Origin of the sequence: Streptomyces pimonensis (assembly GCF_041380215.1) — a bacterium.
Classification (GTDB): Bacteria; Actinomycetota; Actinomycetes; order Streptomycetales; family Streptomycetaceae; genus Streptomyces; species Streptomyces pimonensis.
Genome location: NZ_JAHWZY010000007.1, coordinates 183758 through 201687, shown reverse-complemented (window position 1 = coordinate 201687; position 17930 = coordinate 183758). Strand labels below are relative to the sequence as shown.

Here is a 17930-nt window from a genome sequence, read left to right as displayed (position 1 = left end):
TCCCCCCGTGGGGACCGGCCTGGTCGTCCCTGTGAAGGAGGTACGTGGATGACCAGTACGGTCCCCGCGCTCGGAACCCGGACAGCCGAGGGTTCGGCCCTGCAGGCCGTGTTCCTCGACATGGACGGCACCCTGGTGGATACCGAGGGCTTCTGGTGGGACGTCGAGAAGGAGGTCTTCGCCTCCCTCGGCCACACCCTCGACGAGTCCTGGCGCCATGTCGTGGTCGGCGGCCCCATGACCCGCAGCGCGGGGTTCCTCATCGAGGCCACCGGTGCCGACATCGGCCTCCCCGAGCTGACGGTGCTGCTCAACGACGGCTTCGAGAAGCGTATCGACCACGCCCTGCCGCTGATGCCGGGCGCCGCGCGACTGCTCGCCGAGCTGTCCGCGTACGAGATCCCCACCGCGCTCGTCTCCGCCTCCCACCGGCGCATCATCGACCAGGTGCTGAACACGCTGGGCCACCGGCACTTCGCGCTGTCGATCGCCGGTGACGAGGTACCGCGCACCAAGCCGCATCCCGACCCGTATCTCGCGGCCGCCGCAGGCCTGGGCGTGGACCCCGTGCGGTGCGCCGTCGTCGAGGACACCGCCACCGGTGTCGCCGCCGCCGAGGCGGCGGGCTGCCGGGTCGTCGCGGTGCCCTCGGTGGGTCCGATCGCCCCGGCCGCCGGGCGGACGGTCGTTCCCTCCCTGGAAGTTGTGGACCTGACATTCCTGCGCGGTGTGATGACGGAAATGCGCTAGGCGTTCACCCAGCGCAGCGGTGTCACCGCCGGAATTTCCGCAGTCCGGCTTCGGGGACTCCCGGGCGCATCCGCCCGGAGGAATTCGGCCCGCTCGCCGATGGCCGGGTTCCGATTCCGCTGACCCTGTTTCCGCATGTGAGGTTCGCCACATGAGAGGAGGTCGACAACGATGTCCGTCTGTGCCTTCCGCACCATTTCGGGGGTCATCGACGCGCCCTTGTGTCCCGATTCGTGAAAAGGTGCACCAATCCTTCCCCGGGTCCCTTTACCGGTGCGTCCACACCTGGTTCCACTGCGTGATGTGCCCTCAACTCCGGCGGCTGCGAGCCCTCCTGCGGGTGCGGACTAATGTCGTCGCGAGAACCTCGCCCCCATCCCCGTGATCCGCTGCAGCAACCCCGCATGCCGGATGCACGGAGTCGACAGTCCTGGAGAAACTCGAGCATGAACCGCAAGACTTTGGTGCTGGCGGCCGCGATGGGCCTGCTCGCGCCGGTGCTCGCCGCCTGCGGCGACACCGAGGGCGGGAGCGGAGACGGCGACGCGATCGCCGTGGGCACCACGGACCGGTTCACCGCATCCAAGGAGGACGGCCCCGCGCCCCTCGACCCGGCCTGGGCCTATGACGTCGGTACCTGGAACATCCTGCGGCAGACCGTGCAGACCCTGATGGTCCAGCCCCGGGGCGACGGCGAGCCGGTGCCCGATGCCGCCGAGTCGTGCGTGTTCACCGACGCCGGCAACGAGCGCTACAGCTGCACCCTGCGTGACGGTCTGAAGTTCTCCAACGGTGACGCGATCACCGCGGAGGACGTGAAGTTCTCCATCGAGCGCGCCATCTCCCTCAAGGGGGACAGTGGTGTGTTCGCGCTGCTGTCCACCATCGACACCGTCGAGACGCAGGGCGACCGCGAGGTGATCTTCCACCTCAAGAGCGCCGACGCCACCTTCCCGTACAAGCTGTCCACCCCGGTCGCGGGCATCGTCAACTCGGACGACTACCGCAAGGGCGAGCTGCGCGAGGGCTTCGAGGTCGACGGCTCCGGTCCGTACACCTTCGAGGGCAAGGTCGAGGGCGACACGCTGGTCAGTGCCACCTTCACCAAGAACCCCGCCTACAAGGGCGCGCTGAAGGTGAACAACGACAAGGTCGAGATGGTCTCCTACGACAGTGCCGACGCCATGGGCGAGGCGCTGGAGAAGGGCGACATCGACATGGCGACCCGCACCATGTCGCCCGAGCAGATCCAGGAGCTCGGCCACTCCACCGACGACGAGATCGAGCTGGTCGAGTCGCCCGGTCTGGAGATCCGTTACCTGGCGTTCAACACCGAGGCCGCCACCGTGAAGGACAAGGCCGTCCGTCAGGCGATGGCCCAGATCATCAACCGCAGCGAGCTGGTCGGCAACGTCTACGGCTCCCAGGCCGAGCCGTTGTTCTCCCTGGTCCCCGCGGGCATCACCGGCCACTCCAACGCCTTCTTCAACAAGTACGGCGACCCGAGCGTGGCCAAGGCCCGCGAGCTGCTGGAGGATGCCGGCGTCAGCACCCCGGTGAAGCTGACGCTGCACTACACGCACGACCACTACGGTCCCGCCGCCAAGACGGAGTTCGAGCAGCTGAGCAAGCAGCTCAACGACAGCGGTCTGTTCGAGACCGACATCAAGAGCGAGACCTGGAACAAGTTCAAGACCGCCGCTCAGAACGAGAAGTACGACGTCTACGGCATGGGTTGGTTCCCCGACTACCCGGACGCCGACGCCTTCACCGCCCCCTTCCTCGGCGAGGACAACTTCCTCAGCTCGCCCTACGCCAACGCCAAGATCATCGAGGAGCTGATCCCCGAGTCGCGCCGCCAGGCCGACCGGCTGTCCGCCTCCGACAGTCTCACGAGGATCCAGGACATCGTCGCCGAGGAGGTCCCGGTGATTCCGTTGTGGCAGGGTAAGCAGTACGTCGCCGTTCGCGACGGCGTCACCGGCACCGCCTACGCGCTCAACTCCTCCTCGACTCTCCAGCTGTGGGAGCTCGGGCGCGGCGTCACCGGGTGACGAACCGCACCAACCCGGACCAGCGGCATGGCCCGGGCAGCAAGAACGACAAGGCATAACACGTGAATCTGCGTAACCCGTGGCCAGTCCTGCCCATCGCGGCGGGGCTGGCCTCCGGCCTGTTGACCGGCTGTGGCACCGAGAGCGGTGGCACCGCGGCCAACGGCTCCAACATAGTGGTGGGGATGTCCGACGACGTTCTGTCCACCGACCCCGCCTCCGGCTACGACCCCGGCTCCTGGCTGTTGTTCAACAACGTCTTCCAGTCGCTGCTCAGCTTCCCCAAGGGAGCCACCGAGCCACGGCCGGACGCCGCCGAGAGCTGCGGCTTCGCGGACGCCGGAACCACCGTCTACAGCTGCACGCTGCGGGACGGACTGAAGTTCAGCAACGGTGCCCCGCTCACCTCGAAGGACGTGAAGTTCTCCTTCGACCGCATGATGAAGATCAGCGACCCCGAGGGGCCCGCGGTCATGTTCCCCACGCTGGAAGAGGTCAGCACCCCCGACGAGAAGACGGTCGTCTTCGAACTCAACACACCCGACGCCACCTTCCCCAGCAAGATCGCGTCCGGCGCCGGCTCCATCGTCGACCACCGCGAGTACGACGCCGACGGACTGCGCGAGGACGGCAAGGCGGTCGGCTCCGGCCCGTACAAGCTGGACTCGTTCGCCAACGACCGCGCCGTCTTCTCCGTCAACGAGCACTACCAGGGCACCGCCGAGACCAGGAACTCCGGCGTGACCCTGGAGTTCTTCCACGGAGACCAGAACGCCCTGAAGAAGGCCGTACAGGGTGCCGAGGTCGACGTCGCCTACCGGGGCCTCGACGCCGAGGCCATCAACGACATCGAGCGGGCCGACGACGGCACCGGCGACATCAAGATCGTCGAAGGCAGCAGCGCCGAGGTCCAGCACCTGGTCTTCAACATGGACGACCCGGTCGCCGGAAAGCTCGGCGTGCGCCGGGCCATCGCCCGTCTGATCGACCGTGACGCCCTCGTCCGGGACATCCACCGGGGCACGGCCAGTCCGCTGTACTCGATCGTCCCGGCCGGCATCGGCGGCCACAACACCGCCTTCTTCGACACCTACGGAGCCCGCCCCTCCAAGGCCGAGGCCGCCGCGGCGCTGGAGAAGGAGGGCATCACCGACAAGGTGAAGCTGACCCTGTGGTCCACCCCCTCCCGCTACGGCCCGGCCACCGACCAGGAACTGAAGGCGATCGCCGGGCAGCTCAACGCCAGCGGACTCTTCGACGCCGACGTCGAGTCGGTCCCCTTCGCCCAGTACGAGAAGGACATCGCGGCCGGCAAGTACGGCGTCTACGTCAAGGGCTGGGTGCCCGACTACCCGGACGCCGACAACTTCACCGGGCCCTTCTTCGGCGAGGGCAACGTGCTGGACAACAACTACGACGCGGGCACGATCACCAGGACGCTCCTCCCGCGTACGGCCGCCGAGGGCGACCGCTCCGCCACCGACGAGGACTTCGGCCGGATCCAGGACGTCGTCGCCGAGGACATCCCCGTCCTCCCGGTCTGGCAGGCCAAGCAGTACGCGGTCGTCCGGGAGGGCGTGTACGGCCTGGAGTACTGCCTCGACGCCTCGACCGTGTTCCGGTTCTGGGAACTGAACAAGAGCTGACGCCGTGCCGGTACGACGAGGGCGCCCTCCTGTCGAGGAGGGCGCCCTCGTCGTACCGCTACTGCGCGCCGGGGCGCACCAGCCCGCTCTCGTAGGCGTACACCGCCGCCTGCACCCGGTCGCGCAGTCCCAGCTTGGTCAGGACATGGCCGACGTGCGTCTTGACGGTGGTCTCGCTGACGAACAGATCGGCGGCGATCTCCGCGTTGGACAGCCCGCGCGCCACCAGCTTCAGCACCTCGACCTCACGCTCGGTCAGCGTGTGCAGCGTGTCCGGCACCGGCTCGTCACCGGACGGCAGATGCGTGGCGTACTTGTCCAGCAGCCGGCGCGTGATGCTCGGCGCGAGCATCGCCTCCCCGGAGGCCACCACACGGATCGCCTGCACCAGCTCGTTGGCCGGGGCGTCCTTCAACAGGAAGCCGCTGGCCCCCGCCCTCAGGGCCTCCACCACGTACTCGTCGAGATCGAACGTCGTCAGCACCAGCACCTTCGCCGGCCCGTCCCGCTCGGGCCCGGTGATCTGCCGGGTCGCCTCCACCCCGTCCATCCGCGGCATGCGGATGTCCATCAGCACCACATCGGGCTGCAGCGCCCGCACCTGGTCCAGGGCCTGGAGGCCGTCTCCGGCCTCGCCGACGACCGCGATGTCCTGCTCGGCCTCCAGAATCATCCGGAACCCGGTACGCAGCAGCGGCTGGTCGTCGACCAGTAGGACGCGGATGGCCACCTGAGTCTCCTTCGCTAGTCCGGCCCCATTCTGCCCTGTTGGGCCCCACCGGACTCGGGCGCCCTCACCGGGAGGGGGTACGGCGGGGGAGCGCCGCCGAACTCCGGGCAGTGCGCCTGGTGGTCGCACCAGCCGCACAGCTTCGTGGGCCGCGGACGCCAGACACCCGTCTCGGTCGCCAGCCGGATCGCGTCCCACAGCGCGAGCAGCTTGCGTTCCACCCGCTCCAGATCCGCGAGCACGGGGTCGTAGGTCAGCACGTCACCACTGCCGAGGTACACCAACTGGAGCCGGCGCGGGATCACCTTCTTCAGCCGCCACACCACCAGGGCGTAGAACTTCATCTGGAACAGCGCGCCCTCGGCGTACTCAGGCCGGGGCGCCTTGCCCGTCTTGTAGTCGACGATCCGCACCTCGCCGGTCGGCGCGACGTCCACCCGGTCGATGATGCCGCGCAGTCTCAGCCCGGAGTCCAGCTCCGCCTCGACGAACAGCTCCCGCTCGGCGGGCTCCAGCCGACTCGGATCCTCCAGCGAGAACCACCGCTCGACCAGCCTCTCCGCCTCCGCCAGCCAGCGCGCCAGCCGCTCGCCCTCCGGATCGTCGGCGAACAGCTCCACGACCTCCGGCCGGGTCTCGCGCAGCAGCTCCCACTGACCCGGGACCAGCGACTTCGCCCGGGGCGCGGTGCGGTCGGCGGCCGGGACGTCGAAGAGGCGCTCCAGCACCGCGTGCACCAGCGTGCCCCTGGTCGCCGCCTCGCTCGGCTTCTCCGGCAACCGGTCGATGACCCGGAACCGGTACAGCAGCGGGCACTGCATGAAGTCACTCGCACGCGAAGGGGACAGCGAAGCCGGCGGTATGGCGGCCGTGTCCGCTCGTACGCCCACGGTGCCCGGGCCGTCGCCGGCCCGCTTCTCGCCCTCGGTGCTGGTCTCCATGACACAGACCTTACGGCCCGCCACCGACAGGGCGGGCACCCGCCGACGGAGCGGAGGGGCAGGGGCGGGCACCGCCGCCCGCAGCGGCCGGCGCGTCCGTGTCCCGCACCCCTCGACGGGCCGGTCGCGCGCCGGGCCGAGGCCGGACCCCCGACCGGTCGCGGGCGCTGCGCGTGACGGCGGGGAGGGCGGGGGAGGGGGAGGAGGAGACAGGGTGCCGGGGCGGAACGCGCGGCGCAGGCCGCATACCATCGACACGAGACCCTCCCGCCCGGCAGGCGTGGGAGACGCAGCGAACGAGGGGACACCGGTGGACGCAAGCGGCGGGCGCGGACAGCCGCGAACCGGCAATGACGAGTCGCCCGACCACACGGGCCCTCGGCCCACGACCACCCCCGAGCCCGGCCGTCCCACCGACGGCCCCGCGGGCGAGCCCGCCGCCGACAGCGCCCCCGCCGGCTCCCGGGCGCCGGCCGCCGGGCCCGGCGAGCCCTCCGCGTCCGCGGGCGGACCGGGCGGCGGGCACGACGGAGGACGACCGCCGGCCCGCTCCGGTGCCGGCCGGACATCGCCACCGCAGCGGCCGCAGGAGCAGCAGCGGGGCGGGCTGCTGATGGGACGCCCGTTCGGAGTGCCCGTGTACGTGGCGCCCAGCTGGTTCCTCGTCGCCATCCTCATCACCTGGGTGTTCGGCGGGCAGATCGACCGGGTGCTGCCCGAGCTCGGCGCTGCCAGCTACCTCGTCTCCCTGTTCTTCGCGGTCGCCTTCTACGCCTCCGTACTCGTCCACGAGCTCGCCCACACCCTCGCCGCCCTCCGCTTCGGACTCCCGGTGCGCCGCATCCAGCTCCAGTTCTTCGGCGGCGTCTCCGAGATCGAGAAGGAGGCCGAGACCCCCGGCCGCGAATTCGTGCTGGCCTTCGTCGGCCCGCTGCTCTCCCTCGTCCTGTCCGGCCTCTTCTACCTCGCGCTGCTGGCCGTCGACCCCAGCAGCGTCCCCGGCGTCCTGCTGGCCGGCCTGATGATCTCCAACCTCATCGTGGCCGTCTTCAACCTCCTGCCCGGCCTCCCCCTGGACGGCGGCCGCATGCTCCGGGCCGTCGTCTGGGCGATCAGCGGCAACCCCATGACCGGCACCGTCGCCGCCGCCTGGGTCGGCCGCGCCCTCGCCGTCGCCGTCCTGATCGGCCTCCCGCTGCTCACCCAGTCCGGCGCCCTCGGCTCCGAGGCCGTGGACAACGTGGGCATGGACACCGTCCTGGACGCCCTGCTCGCCGCCATCCTCGCCGCGATCATCTGGACCGGCGCCGGCAACAGCCTGCGCATGGCCCGGCTGCGCGAACACCTCCCCGAGCTGCGCGCCCGCAACCTCACCCGCCGCGCGGTGCCCGTGGAGACCGACACGCCCCTCTCCGAGGCCCTGCGCCGCGCCAACGCCGCAGGCGCCCGCGCCCTGGTGGTCGTCGACCCCGACGGCGCCCCTCTCTCCCTGGTCCGCGAGGCCGCCATCGTCGGCGTACCCGAGCACCGCCGCCCCTGGGTACCGGTCGGCACCCTCGCCCAGGACCTCACCGACGGCATGCACGTCTCCGCCGAGCTCGCCGGGGAGAACCTCCTGGACGCGCTGCGCACCACCCCGGCCACCGAGTACCTGGTGGTCGAGGACACCGGCGAGATCTACGGCGTCCTGTCCGCGGCCGACGTCGAGCGCGCCTTCGTGAAGGCGATGGCGCGGCCCAGCTGACCTCCCCCGCCCGCACCGGCGGTGGTCGGCGCCCACTCCCGGGACGGGTAGGCTGTTCACATGTCCGAACCGACCGGTGCCGCCCGCAGGCGCGGGCCCTTCAAGGTCGGGGACCAGGTTCAGCTGACCGACCCCAAGGGCCGCCACTACACGTTCACGCTCGAGGCCGGGAAGAACTTCCACACCCACAAGGGTTCCTTCCCCCACGACGAGCTGATCGGCGCTCCCGAGGGCAGCGTTGTCCGCACCACCGGGAACGTCGCCTATCTCGCGCTGCGCCCCCTGCTCCCCGACTACGTCCTGTCCATGCCCCGCGGGGCAGCCGTCGTCTACCCGAAGGACGCGGGGCAGATCCTCGCCTTCGCAGACATCTTCCCCGGCGCGCGCGTCGTCGAGGCCGGCGTCGGCTCCGGCTCGCTCAGCAGCTTCCTGCTGCGCGCCATCGGCGACCAGGGCATGCTGCACTCCTACGAGCGCCGCGAGGACTTCGCCGACATCGCCCGGCAGAACGTCGAGCGTTACTTCGGCGGCCCGCACCCCGCCTGGCAGCTCACCGTCGGCGACCTCCAGGACAACCTGTCCGACACCGACGTCGACCGTGTCATCCTCGACATGCTCGCCCCCTGGGAGTGCCTGGAGGCCGTCTCCAAGGCACTCGTCCCCGGCGGCATCCTGTGCTGCTACGTCGCCACCACCACCCAGCTCGCCCGGACCGTCGAGTCCATCCGCGAGATCGGCTGCTTCAACGAGCCGACCTCCTGGGAGACGATGATCCGCAACTGGCACATCGAGGGCCTGGCCGTCCGCCCGGACCACCGGATGATCGGCCACACCGGCTTCCTGCTCACCGCCCGCCGCCTCGCCGACGGCGTCGAGCCGCCCATGCGTCGTCGCCGCCCCGCCAAGGGCGCCTACGGCGAGGACTACGCAGGTCCCAACGCCGACGGAGGCGCCGCCCGCTGAGGCGGGCCCGCCACTCCACAACGGACAGGCGGCCCGACCGACGGCGCCCAGCGGGGAACCCTTCCAGGTCCCCCGTACCGGAACCGCGCCCCCCGACGTTCCCTCGTCCTGTGACGTGTGGCACGATGCTGGCCACCCCCACCGGCACAGCCCTCACAGGAGACACTCCTCGTGCAGCCTTCCGCCGTTCCGGAGCTCGCCCACACGCACACCCGGCCCATCCACTGGGTCGCCACCGCCACGGCCCTCGCCGGTGTCGTGGCCCTCTCCTCGGTCCTGGACCCCGACGCCGCCACCGCGGCCCCGACGCCCGGACCGCACACGAAGAGCGCCCCGGCGCGCATCGCCCCGCCCGACCCCGCGGCCGTCGAGTTCCCCCTCGACTGCGGCCGGGTGAAGGCCGTGGTGGAGAAGAAGGCATCCGGCGACCTCGACGGCGACGGACACCCGGAGACGGTGGCCGTGGTCCACTGCGACGCCCCGATGGGCACCCCGCCCGACGGCGTGTACGTCCTCACCCGGATTGCCGACAGCGCCGAACCGCGGGTGGTGGCCACCCTCGTCGACCCCGAGGACCGCACCAACGTCGACGGCTTCGCGGTACGTGACGGCGAGGTCACCGCCGCACTCCTCGGCTACTCCTCCGCCGACGTGCCCAGTTGCTGCCCCGATGTGCGCGAGAGCGTGAAGTGGCGGTGGGAGGACGGCGCGTTCGTGCGGTCCGTCCCCTCCGGCGCCAGGAGCGTGTGACCCGCGCGCGGACGTGCGGCGAAGGGCGCGCACTCGCGTGCGGGACATCGGACGGACGTGACGCGCCGTGCCGAACCCGTCACCCGGCGTCCGGGCCGTACACCTCGACGCCGTCCGAAACCCGACGGACGTGGATGCACTCGCCCGGACACTCCTTCGCCGAGTCGACCACGTCCGTGAGCAGCGGCAGCGGCACGGGAGCGGTCGCCCCCTCGTCCTGCAGCAACGCGTCCTGCGGGCTCTTCACATAGGCCAGACCGTCGATGTCCAGCTCGAACACCTCGGGCGCGTACTGGGCGCAGATGCCGTCGCCGGTACACAGATCCTGGTCGATCCAGACCTCCAGGGCCTCGCCACCGACTCCGGCCTCCTGCTGCACGCTCATGTCTCCTGCCGTTTCCTGCGTCGAACCGAACGGGAATCCGGCCAGCTCTGACGGGTGTTGAACACTTCGACCCTACCTTCGCCTGGATTCCAATCATCCTCGGTGGGTATTCCCCCTGGCGTGAGGGAGAGCGCAAGGGTGAAGATCGGACACACCCCGACCGTCTTTGTGATCTAGGGGTTTCAATCGACACCCGCCCAGGTAGGGTCTGGAAGCGTCCAGCTCCCCTTGGAGGAGGTGAGGACCGTGGCAGCCCACGACGACGACATGAACCGCGGCATCCGCCCGGGACGCGGGTCCGACGACCCGGCCGGGCAGATTGCCTATCTCGAGCAGGAGATCGCCGTCCTGCGACGCAAGCTCGCCGACTCTCCGCGACACACGAGGATTCTCGAAGAGCGGATCGTCGAGCTGCAGACCAACCTGGCCGGCGTGTCCGCCCAGAACGAACGACTCGCCGGCACGCTCCGCGAGGCCCGGGACCAGATCGTGGCCCTCAAGGAGGAGGTCGACCGGCTCGCACAGCCTCCGGCCGGCTTCGGAGTCTTCCTCACGGCGAACGAGGACGGCACGGCCGACATCTTCACCGGCGGCCGCAAGCTGCGGGTGAACGTCAGCCCGAGCATCGAGCTCGACGAGCTCCGGCGCGGCCAGGAGGTGATGCTCAACGAAGCGCTCAACGTGGTCGAGGCCATGGAGTTCGAGCGCGTCGGCGACATCGTCACCCTCAAGGAGATCCTGGAGGACGGCGAGCGCGCCCTGGTGGTCGGGCACACCGACGAGGAACGGGTGGTGCGGCTCGCCGAGCCGCTGCTGGACGTCACCATCCGCCCCGGTGACGCCCTGCTCATGGAGCCCCGCTCCGGATACGTCTACGAGGTCGTTCCCAAGAGCGAGGTCGAGGAACTCGTCCTCGAGGAAGTCCCCGACATCGGCTACGAGCAGATCGGCGGCCTCGGCGGCCAGATCGAGGCCATCCGCGACGCGGTCGAGCTGCCCTATCTCTACCCGGACCTGTTCAAGGAGCACGAACTGCGGCCGCCCAAGGGCGTGCTGCTCTACGGGCCCCCCGGATGCGGCAAGACGCTCATCGCCAAGGCCGTCGCCAACTCGCTGGCCAAGAAGGTCGCCGAGGTCACCGGCCAGGCCGCAGGCAAGAGCTTCTTCCTCAACATCAAGGGCCCCGAGCTGCTGAACAAGTACGTCGGCGAGACCGAGCGGCAGATCCGCCTGGTCTTCCAGCGGGCTCGGGAGAAGGCCAGCGAGGGCACCCCCGTCATCGTCTTCTTCGACGAGATGGAATCCCTCTTCCGCACCCGTGGCTCCGGCGTCAGCTCGGACGTGGAGAACACCATCGTCCCGCAGCTGCTCGCCGAGATCGACGGTGTGGAGGGCCTGCAGAACGTGGTCGTGATCGGCGCCTCCAACCGCGAGGACATGATCGACCCCGCCATCCTGCGGCCCGGCCGGCTGGACGTGAAGATCAAGATCGAGCGTCCGGACGCCGAGGCGGCCCAGGACATCTTCGGCAAGTACCTCACCGAACGCCTCCCGCTGCACGGCGACGACCTCGCCGAGCACGGCGGCGACAAGGCCATGACGGTCCAGAGCATGATCCGGACCGCCGTGGAACAGATGTACGCCGAATCCGAGGAGAACCGCTTCCTGGAAGTCACCTACGCCAACGGCGACAAGGAAGTCCTCTACTTCAAGGACTTCAATTCCGGTGCCATGATCGAGAACATCGTGGGCCGCGCCAAGAAAATGGCGATCAAGGACTTCCTCGAGAAGAACCAGAAGGGCCTCCGCGTCTCCCACCTGCTCCAGGCCTGCGTGGACGAGTTCAAGGAGAACGAGGACCTGCCCAACACCACCAACCCGGACGACTGGGCCCGCATCTCCGGAAAGAAGGGCGAGCGGATCGTTTACATCCGCACCCTCATCACCGGAAAACAGGGCGCGGACACCGGACGCTCCATCGACACGGTGGCGAACACCGGTCAGTACCTGTAAAAGCCAGGGCGGCTGCGGGTGCCTTCGACGGGTACCCGCAGCCGACTGCTTTTCGGGCCACGGCTGGAGCACAGCAATGACGCAAATGATCTCCCCACCAGCACAAAGGCGTTCTAGGCTCTTCCGTACCGCCGAATCGCGCAGTGCGGGGACGGGCACCGCACACGCACCGGAGCGCCGGCGGTACAGCAGCGCCCCCGACCGGGGACGCCGCCGGGCAAGGAGGGCCGCATGACCGTACGGCGAGTAATGGGCATCGAGACGGAGTACGGCATCTCCGTCCCCGGCCACCCCAACGCCAATGCCATGCTCACCTCGTCCCAGATCGTGAACGCCTACGCGGCGGCGATGCACCGGGCCCGCCGGGCCCGCTGGGACTTCGAGGAGGAGAACCCGCTGCGGGACGCGCGAGGCTTCGACCTCGCCCGCGAGGCCGCCGACGCCAGCCAGCTCACCGACGAGGACATCGGCCTGGCCAACGTCATCCTCACCAACGGCGCGCGGCTCTACGTGGACCACGCCCATCCGGAGTACAGCGCCCCCGAGGTCACCAACCCGCGCGACGCCGTCCTCTGGGACAAGGCCGGCGAGCGGATCATGGCCGAGGCGGCGGAACGCGCCGGCCAGCTCCCCGGCGCCCAGCCGATCCACCTGTACAAGAACAACACCGACAACAAGGGCGCCTCCTACGGCACGCACGAGAACTACCTGATGAAGCGGGAGACCCCCTTCTCGGACATCGTGCGCCACCTCACCCCGTTCTTCGTCTCCCGCCAGGTCTTCACCGGCGCCGGCCGCGTCGGCATCGGCCAGGACGGCCACGAGCACGGCTTCCAGCTCAGCCAGCGGGCGGACTACTTCGAGGTCGAGGTGGGCCTGGAGACGACTCTGAAGCGCCCGATCATCAACACCCGGGACGAGCCGCACGCCGACGCGGAGAAGTACCGCCGACTGCACGTGATCATCGGCGACGCGAACCTGTCCGAAATCTCGACGTACCTGAAACTGGGTACGACGGCGCTGGTCCTGTCCATGATCGAGGACGGGTTCATCGCGGTGGACCTGGCGGTCGACCAGCCGGTACGCACCCTGCACCAGGTCTCGCACGACCCGACCCTGAAACGACTCGTCACGCTGCGCAGCGGGCGCACCCTGACCGCCGTACAGCTCCAGATGGAGTACTTCGAGCTGTCCCGCAAGTACGTCGAGGAGCGGTTCGGGGCGGACGCCGACGACCAGACCAAGGACGTCCTCGCACGTTGGGAGGACACGCTCACCCGGCTGGAGAACGACCCGATGAGCCTGGCCGGCGAGCTGGACTGGGTCGCCAAGCGGGAACTCATGGAGGGCTACCGGCGCAGGGACGGCCTGGACTGGGACGCCGCCCGGCTGCACCTGGTGGACCTGCAGTACGCCGACGTGCGCCCCGAGAAGGGCCTCTACAACCGTCTGGTGGCCCGGGGAAGGATGAAGCGGCTGCTGGACGAGGGAGAGGTCGAGCGGGCCCGTACGAAGCCTCCGGAGGACACCCGTGCGTACTTCCGCGGGCGCTGTCTGGAGCAGTACGCGGACGACGTCGCGGCTGCCTCCTGGGACTCGGTGATCTTCGACCTGCCGGGCCGGGACTCGTTGCAGCGGGTCCCAACCCTGGAACCGCTTCGCGGAACGCGTAATCACGTCAAGGAGCTCCTGGACCGCTGCCGTACGGCAGAAGACCTGGTCAGGGTGTTGTCGGGAGACTGAGCGGGTACCGCGGGCGCCCGGGAAGGGCCGGCCGGACAGGGTGGAAAACGCCGGGTCCGGGAATCATCGGAGTGATCCCCGTAGGTTGGAGCAACCACGGGGCATTGTCGGACCCGGCGAGTAGGGTCTGATCTTGATCGAGCAAGTGTGTCGGGCGAACCGAGCGGGGTGAGGGTGATGGCGACCAAGGACACCGGCGGCGGACAGCAGAAGGCCACCCGGTCCACGGAGGAGGTCGAGGAGCAGGCGGCGGAGGCGCAGGCTTCGGAGGACCTCAAGGAGCGTCAGGAAAAGCTGAGCGAGGACGTGGACGACGTCCTGGACGAGATCGACGACGTACTCGAAGCCAACGCCGAGGATTTCGTGAGGTCCTTCGTCCAGAAGGGTGGCCAGTAGGCCACTTCCACCTTCTGTCCGAAGGTGGAGTCGGAGGAAGTCCGAAGTGAACCAGGAGCCGGACGCAAGGCGCCGTTCGCGCTGCCGACAGTTCCTGCCGCGTGCGGCGTCCGCGAGTGACGAGGCGGTGCCCGATGGTCTCCAGGCGTACTGCCGGAAGTGCTCCGCCGAGTACTGCCGGCAGCGTCAGGGGGCCGAGGGAGGAAGGTCCGGGAGAAGGCGTCGGTCCCACCGGGGCGCAAGTGCTGCCCGCGGTGCGGAGGGGTGAAGGCGCGCTCCGAGTGGGAGCGCGACAAGTCCTCGTCGGACGTCTGGGCGAGCCACCGCCGGGCGGAACGGAATCGGGTCGGCTGCTTCACGTGCGAGTACGGGCTGACACCGGCGGACCTGGACGCGCCGGCCGCGGAGCGGCGGGGCATCTGCTGCGTATGTCCTGCCGCTCCGGCCGAGCATGTGGATCACCGCCACGGGACGGGTAGGGTCCGTGGCGTACTGTGCTTCAGCCGCAACGCGGCGCTGGGGCAGTTCTAAGGACCGGCCCGATGCCATAAGGCGGGCTGCCGCATACGTGGAAGGAATCGCGTGGAAGCCAACACTCGTAGCACCGGGCGTCTACCAGCTGCCTTCCTGACGCCAGGCTCTTCCTCCTTCATGGACTTCCTCTCCGAGCACCAGCCGGAGCTGCTGCCGGGCAGGAGGTCGTTGCCGCCCGTGAAGGGCGTGATCGAGGCCCCGCACGGGACGACGATCGTGGCCGTCACGTTCCCGGGCGGCGTGGTTCTCGCCGGTGACCGGCGGGCCACCATGGGGAACGTCATCGCGCAGCGGGACATCGAGAAGGTGTTCCCGGCCGATGAGTACTCGGCGGTGGGTATCGCCGGTACGGCGGGGCTGGCCGTGGAGATGGTGAAGCTGTTCCAGCTGGAGCTGGAGCACTTCGAGAAGGTCGAGGGCGCGCAGCTGTCGCTGGAGGGCAAGGCGAACCGGCTGTCGACGATGATCCGTTCGAATCTGGGCATGGCCATGCAGGGGCTGGCCGTGGTCCCGCTGTTCGCCGGGTACGACGTGGACCGGGAGAAGGGGCGGATCTTCTCCTACGACGTCACGGGCGGGCGTTCGGAGGAGCACGGGTACGCCGCGACCGGTTCCGGTTCGATCTTCGCGCGCGGTGCGATGAAGAAGCTGTTCCGGGACGACCTGAGCGAGGCCGAGGCCACCACGCTGGTGGTGCAGGCGCTGTACGACGCGGCAGACGACGACTCGGCGACCGGTGGTCCCGATGTCGCCCGCCGGATCTATCCGATCGTCACCGTGATCACCGACGACGGCTTCCGCCGGCTCACCGAGGACGAGGCGTCCGACATCGCCCGGTCGGTGCTGGAGCGGCGGCTGGAGCAGCCGGACGGGCCGCGGGCCCCGCTGCTGTGAGTACGGGCGGTTCGTTCGGTTGTTTGGTGGTCCAGTGACTTCGACAGAAAGGGACGGATAACCGGTGTCGACGCCGTTCTATGTCTCACCCCAGCAGGCGATGGCGGACCGGGCGGAGTACGCCCGCAAGGGCATCGCCCGTGGCCGCAGCCTTGTTGTGCTGCAGTACGCCGACGGGATCGTGTTCGTCGGTGAGAACCCGTCCCGTGCGCTGCACAAGTTCAGCGAGATCTACGACCGGATCGGGTTCGCCGCGGCCGGCAAGTACAACGAGTACGAGAATCTGCGGATCGGGGGCGTGCGGTACGCCGATCTGCGGGGTTACACCTACGACCGGGGCGACGTGACGGCCCGGGGCCTGGCGAACGTGTACGCGCAGACGCTGGGGACGATCTTCTCGAGTGTGGGGGAGAAGCCGTACGAGGTGGAGCTGGTGGTGGCCGAGGTCGGGGAGACCGCGGAGGGCGACCAGATCTACCGGCTGCCGCACGACGGGTCCATCGTGGACGAGCACGGCTCGGTGGCGGTGGGGGGCAACGCGGAGCAGATCAGCGGGTACCTGGACCAGCGGCACCGGGACGGGATGACGCTGGCGGAGGCGCTGAAGCTGGCGGTGCAGTCGCTGTCCCGCGACACCAACGGCAGTGAACGGGAGATTCCCGCGGAGCGGCTGGAGGTGGCGGTGCTGGACCGTACGCGCCCGCAGAAGCGGAAGTTCAAGCGGATCGGGGGGCGTCAGCTGTCCCGTCTGCTGGAAGCCGGTGGCGCGGAGACGGCCTCCGAGGCGGAGGCGGACTCCGGCGGAGACGCCGAGTAGCGCGGCTGGGTCGCCTGCGGCGCGGCTTCCGCTCCAGTGGGGGATCGGGTGGCGCCTGCGGCCGGTTCCGGCGGGGATCGGGCGGCGCCTGCGGTCGGTGGGTGGGGCGGGGCCGTGTCGGGGGTGTCCGGCCTCGGGCCGGCGCGGACCACGTCTGCCGGAGGGGGTGCGGGGTGCGGACGCGCCGGCCGCTGCGGGCGGCCACCCCCGCCCCGCCCCCTCCGCGCCGTACGCGGCCGCCGCTACCGCGTCCCCGCGGGCAGTCGTGCCGCAGGGCGAGGAGGGTCTCCCGCTCGAGTGGAGCCGGGAGCGGGGGAGACACCCCGAAGGCACCGGGCTGCGCCCCCGGCCCGTACCAGGGCGGGGCTCCTCGTGGGGCGCCGGGTGGTGAAGCCGCCCCCGGTCCGCCCCGGCAGGAGGTGCCCACCAAGGGCCGGGCTGCACGAATTCCCCGGCCGGCCGCAAGCCGTCAGTGCGGGGAGCGCGCCGGGGCCGTGGAGCCCCGTACCACCAGCTCGACCGGGATGTCGCCCGCCGAGGGCGAGCGTCCCTCCAGGACCGCCAGCAGGGCCTGCATCCCCCGCTCCCCGAACAGCTCCGCGTCCAGCCGGACGGTCGTCAGCTCCGGGTCGATCGCCGTCGCCAGCGCCAGGTCGTCCATCCCGGTGACGGACAGTTCCTCCGGGATCCGCACCCCCAGCCGCCGCGCCGCCTTGTAGGCGCCGGCCGCCAGCTGGTCGTCGTCGCAGATCACGGCAGTCGGACGGGGGGCCGGCGCCTCGGAGAGCGAGGCCTTCGCCGAGGCCTCCGCGCCCCTGATCGAGATGGGTGCCCGCACGGTGCGCAGCGACGTGCCCGGGACCTCCCGCAGCCGTGCCGCCAGCTCCCGCGCGCGTACCTCGAAGGTCCAGGACGCCACATCCGCCGCCAGGTGGAGGAAGTGCCGGTGTCCCAGGCCGAGCAGGTGGTCCGTGACCTGGCGGACACCGTGGGCGATGTCGAGGTTGACCGTGGCCGTGCCCACACTGCCCTCGGGGTCGCTGTCCAGCATCACCAGCGGCAGCTGGTCGCCGCGGATCGCGGTGAGGGCCTCCGCCGCCATGGAGGAGGCGATGACGCCGTCCAGGGCGGCCTGCGCGGACGCGAAAGGGTCGCGGGCGGGGCCGGTGCCCTCGGGGGAGGGGTAGAGGACCACGCCGAAGCCGTGCCGGGAGGCCACCCGGGCGGCCCCGGTGTAGACGCCGGCGAAGAACTCCGTGGTGAGGGCGGGGACGACCAGGAGGACCGTACGGGTGCGGCCCAGGCGGAGGTTGCGGGCGGCCAGGTTGGGGCGGTAGCCCAGGGTGCGCGCGGCCTCGCGGACGCGCTCCGCCGTGGTCTCGGACACCCGGCCACGCCACTTGTCGCCGAGGACCAGGGAGACCGCGGCCTGCGAGACGCCTGCGGCCCGGGCGACGTCCCGGCTGGTGGGGCGGGTGCCGGCTCGGGGCATCGTCGGGCCGCTCCTTCGTCTGGACTGGTGGACAGCGGCCATGGTACGTATGGAGATCTCAGTTATACGTAAAACTTC

Annotated in this window: 16 protein-coding genes; 12 read left to right on the top strand and 4 right to left on the bottom strand. The window is 70.1% G+C overall.

Features of this window, described 5'->3' with window-relative positions; all coding sequences use genetic code 11:
- The first annotated feature begins 48 nt into the window (after positions 1 to 48).
- The 3 genes from KYY02_RS09950 to KYY02_RS09940 all read left to right on the top strand — a co-directional run bounded on the left by KYY02_RS09950 (position 49) and on the right by KYY02_RS09940 (position 4450).
- Positions 49 to 750: an HAD family hydrolase gene (locus tag KYY02_RS09950; RefSeq protein ID WP_371237347.1), complete on the top strand. Its 702-nt coding sequence runs from the start codon at positions 49 to 51 to the stop codon at positions 748 to 750.
- A gap of 446 nt (positions 751 to 1196) precedes the next feature.
- A complete protein-coding gene (locus KYY02_RS09945) occupies positions 1197 to 2804 on the top strand; it encodes an ABC transporter substrate-binding protein (protein ID WP_371237345.1) in 1608 nt (535 codons plus the stop codon).
- Positions 2805 to 2866: 62 nt separating this feature from the next.
- Positions 2867 to 4450, top strand: coding sequence for an ABC transporter substrate-binding protein (locus KYY02_RS09940; protein WP_371237344.1), 1584 nt, complete (start codon positions 2867 to 2869; stop codon positions 4448 to 4450).
- Between the two features lie 58 nt (positions 4451 to 4508).
- On the opposite strand, the gene KYY02_RS09935 is transcribed toward KYY02_RS09940, so the two are convergent.
- Entirely contained in the window at positions 4509 to 5180 is a 672-nt protein-coding gene (locus KYY02_RS09935; protein ID WP_371237342.1) for a response regulator, read from the bottom strand.
- 14 nt (positions 5181 to 5194) lie between these two features.
- The gene (locus KYY02_RS09930; RefSeq protein ID WP_371237340.1) at positions 5195 to 6121 is read right to left on the bottom strand and encodes a RecB family exonuclease; all 927 of its coding nucleotides are present in this window, start codon (positions 6119 to 6121) and stop codon (positions 5195 to 5197) included.
- A gap of 310 nt (positions 6122 to 6431) precedes the next feature.
- Here KYY02_RS09930 and KYY02_RS09925 point away from each other — a divergent pair, with 310 nt between their 5' ends.
- From KYY02_RS09925 to KYY02_RS09915, 3 genes are all read left to right on the top strand, one after another.
- Positions 6432 to 7865 (top strand): site-2 protease family protein, encoded by a 1434-nt coding sequence (locus KYY02_RS09925; RefSeq protein WP_371237339.1) that lies wholly within the window; start codon positions 6432 to 6434, stop codon positions 7863 to 7865.
- Positions 7866 to 7925: 60 nt separating this feature from the next.
- Entirely contained in the window at positions 7926 to 8828 is a 903-nt protein-coding gene (locus KYY02_RS09920) for a tRNA (adenine-N1)-methyltransferase (protein ID WP_073933638.1), read from the top strand.
- Between the two features lie 171 nt (positions 8829 to 8999).
- Positions 9000 to 9578, top strand: coding sequence for a hypothetical protein (locus KYY02_RS09915; protein ID WP_371237338.1), 579 nt, complete (start codon positions 9000 to 9002; stop codon positions 9576 to 9578).
- Positions 9579 to 9657: 79 nt separating this feature from the next.
- On the opposite strand, the gene KYY02_RS09910 is transcribed toward KYY02_RS09915, so the two are convergent.
- Positions 9658 to 9963, bottom strand: coding sequence for a ferredoxin (locus KYY02_RS09910; protein WP_371237336.1), 306 nt, complete (start codon positions 9961 to 9963; stop codon positions 9658 to 9660).
- Positions 9964 to 10209: 246 nt separating this feature from the next.
- Between KYY02_RS09910 and arc the strand changes: the two genes are divergently transcribed.
- From arc to prcA, 6 genes are all read left to right on the top strand, one after another.
- Positions 10210 to 11976 carry a proteasome ATPase gene (gene arc / locus KYY02_RS09905; protein WP_371237335.1) on the top strand — a complete coding sequence of 589 codons (1767 nt, stop codon included), beginning with the start codon at positions 10210 to 10212 and terminating at the stop codon, positions 11974 to 11976.
- Positions 11977 to 12207: 231 nt separating this feature from the next.
- The gene (dop, locus tag KYY02_RS09900; protein ID WP_371237333.1) at positions 12208 to 13719 is read left to right on the top strand and encodes a depupylase/deamidase Dop; all 1512 of its coding nucleotides are present in this window, start codon (positions 12208 to 12210) and stop codon (positions 13717 to 13719) included.
- A gap of 177 nt (positions 13720 to 13896) precedes the next feature.
- Positions 13897 to 14115 (top strand): ubiquitin-like protein Pup, encoded by a 219-nt coding sequence (locus KYY02_RS09895; RefSeq protein WP_217130297.1) that lies wholly within the window; start codon positions 13897 to 13899, stop codon positions 14113 to 14115.
- 159 nt (positions 14116 to 14274) lie between these two features.
- On the top strand, positions 14275 to 14646 hold the full coding sequence (locus KYY02_RS09890) for an endonuclease domain-containing protein (protein ID WP_371237332.1): 372 nt from the start codon (positions 14275 to 14277) through the stop codon (positions 14644 to 14646).
- Positions 14647 to 14697: 51 nt separating this feature from the next.
- Positions 14698 to 15543, top strand: a complete 846-nt coding sequence (gene prcB, locus KYY02_RS09885; RefSeq protein ID WP_371237330.1) for a proteasome subunit beta — start codon at positions 14698 to 14700, stop codon at positions 15541 to 15543.
- A gap of 64 nt (positions 15544 to 15607) precedes the next feature.
- Positions 15608 to 16360, top strand: a complete 753-nt coding sequence (gene prcA / locus KYY02_RS09880; protein ID WP_371237329.1) for a proteasome subunit alpha — start codon at positions 15608 to 15610, stop codon at positions 16358 to 16360.
- 469 nt (positions 16361 to 16829) lie between these two features.
- On the opposite strand, the gene KYY02_RS09875 is transcribed toward prcA, so the two are convergent.
- On the bottom strand, positions 16830 to 17852 hold the full coding sequence (locus tag KYY02_RS09875) for a LacI family DNA-binding transcriptional regulator (protein WP_371237327.1): 1023 nt from the start codon (positions 17850 to 17852) through the stop codon (positions 16830 to 16832).
- Positions 17853 to 17930: the final 78 nt, after the last annotated feature.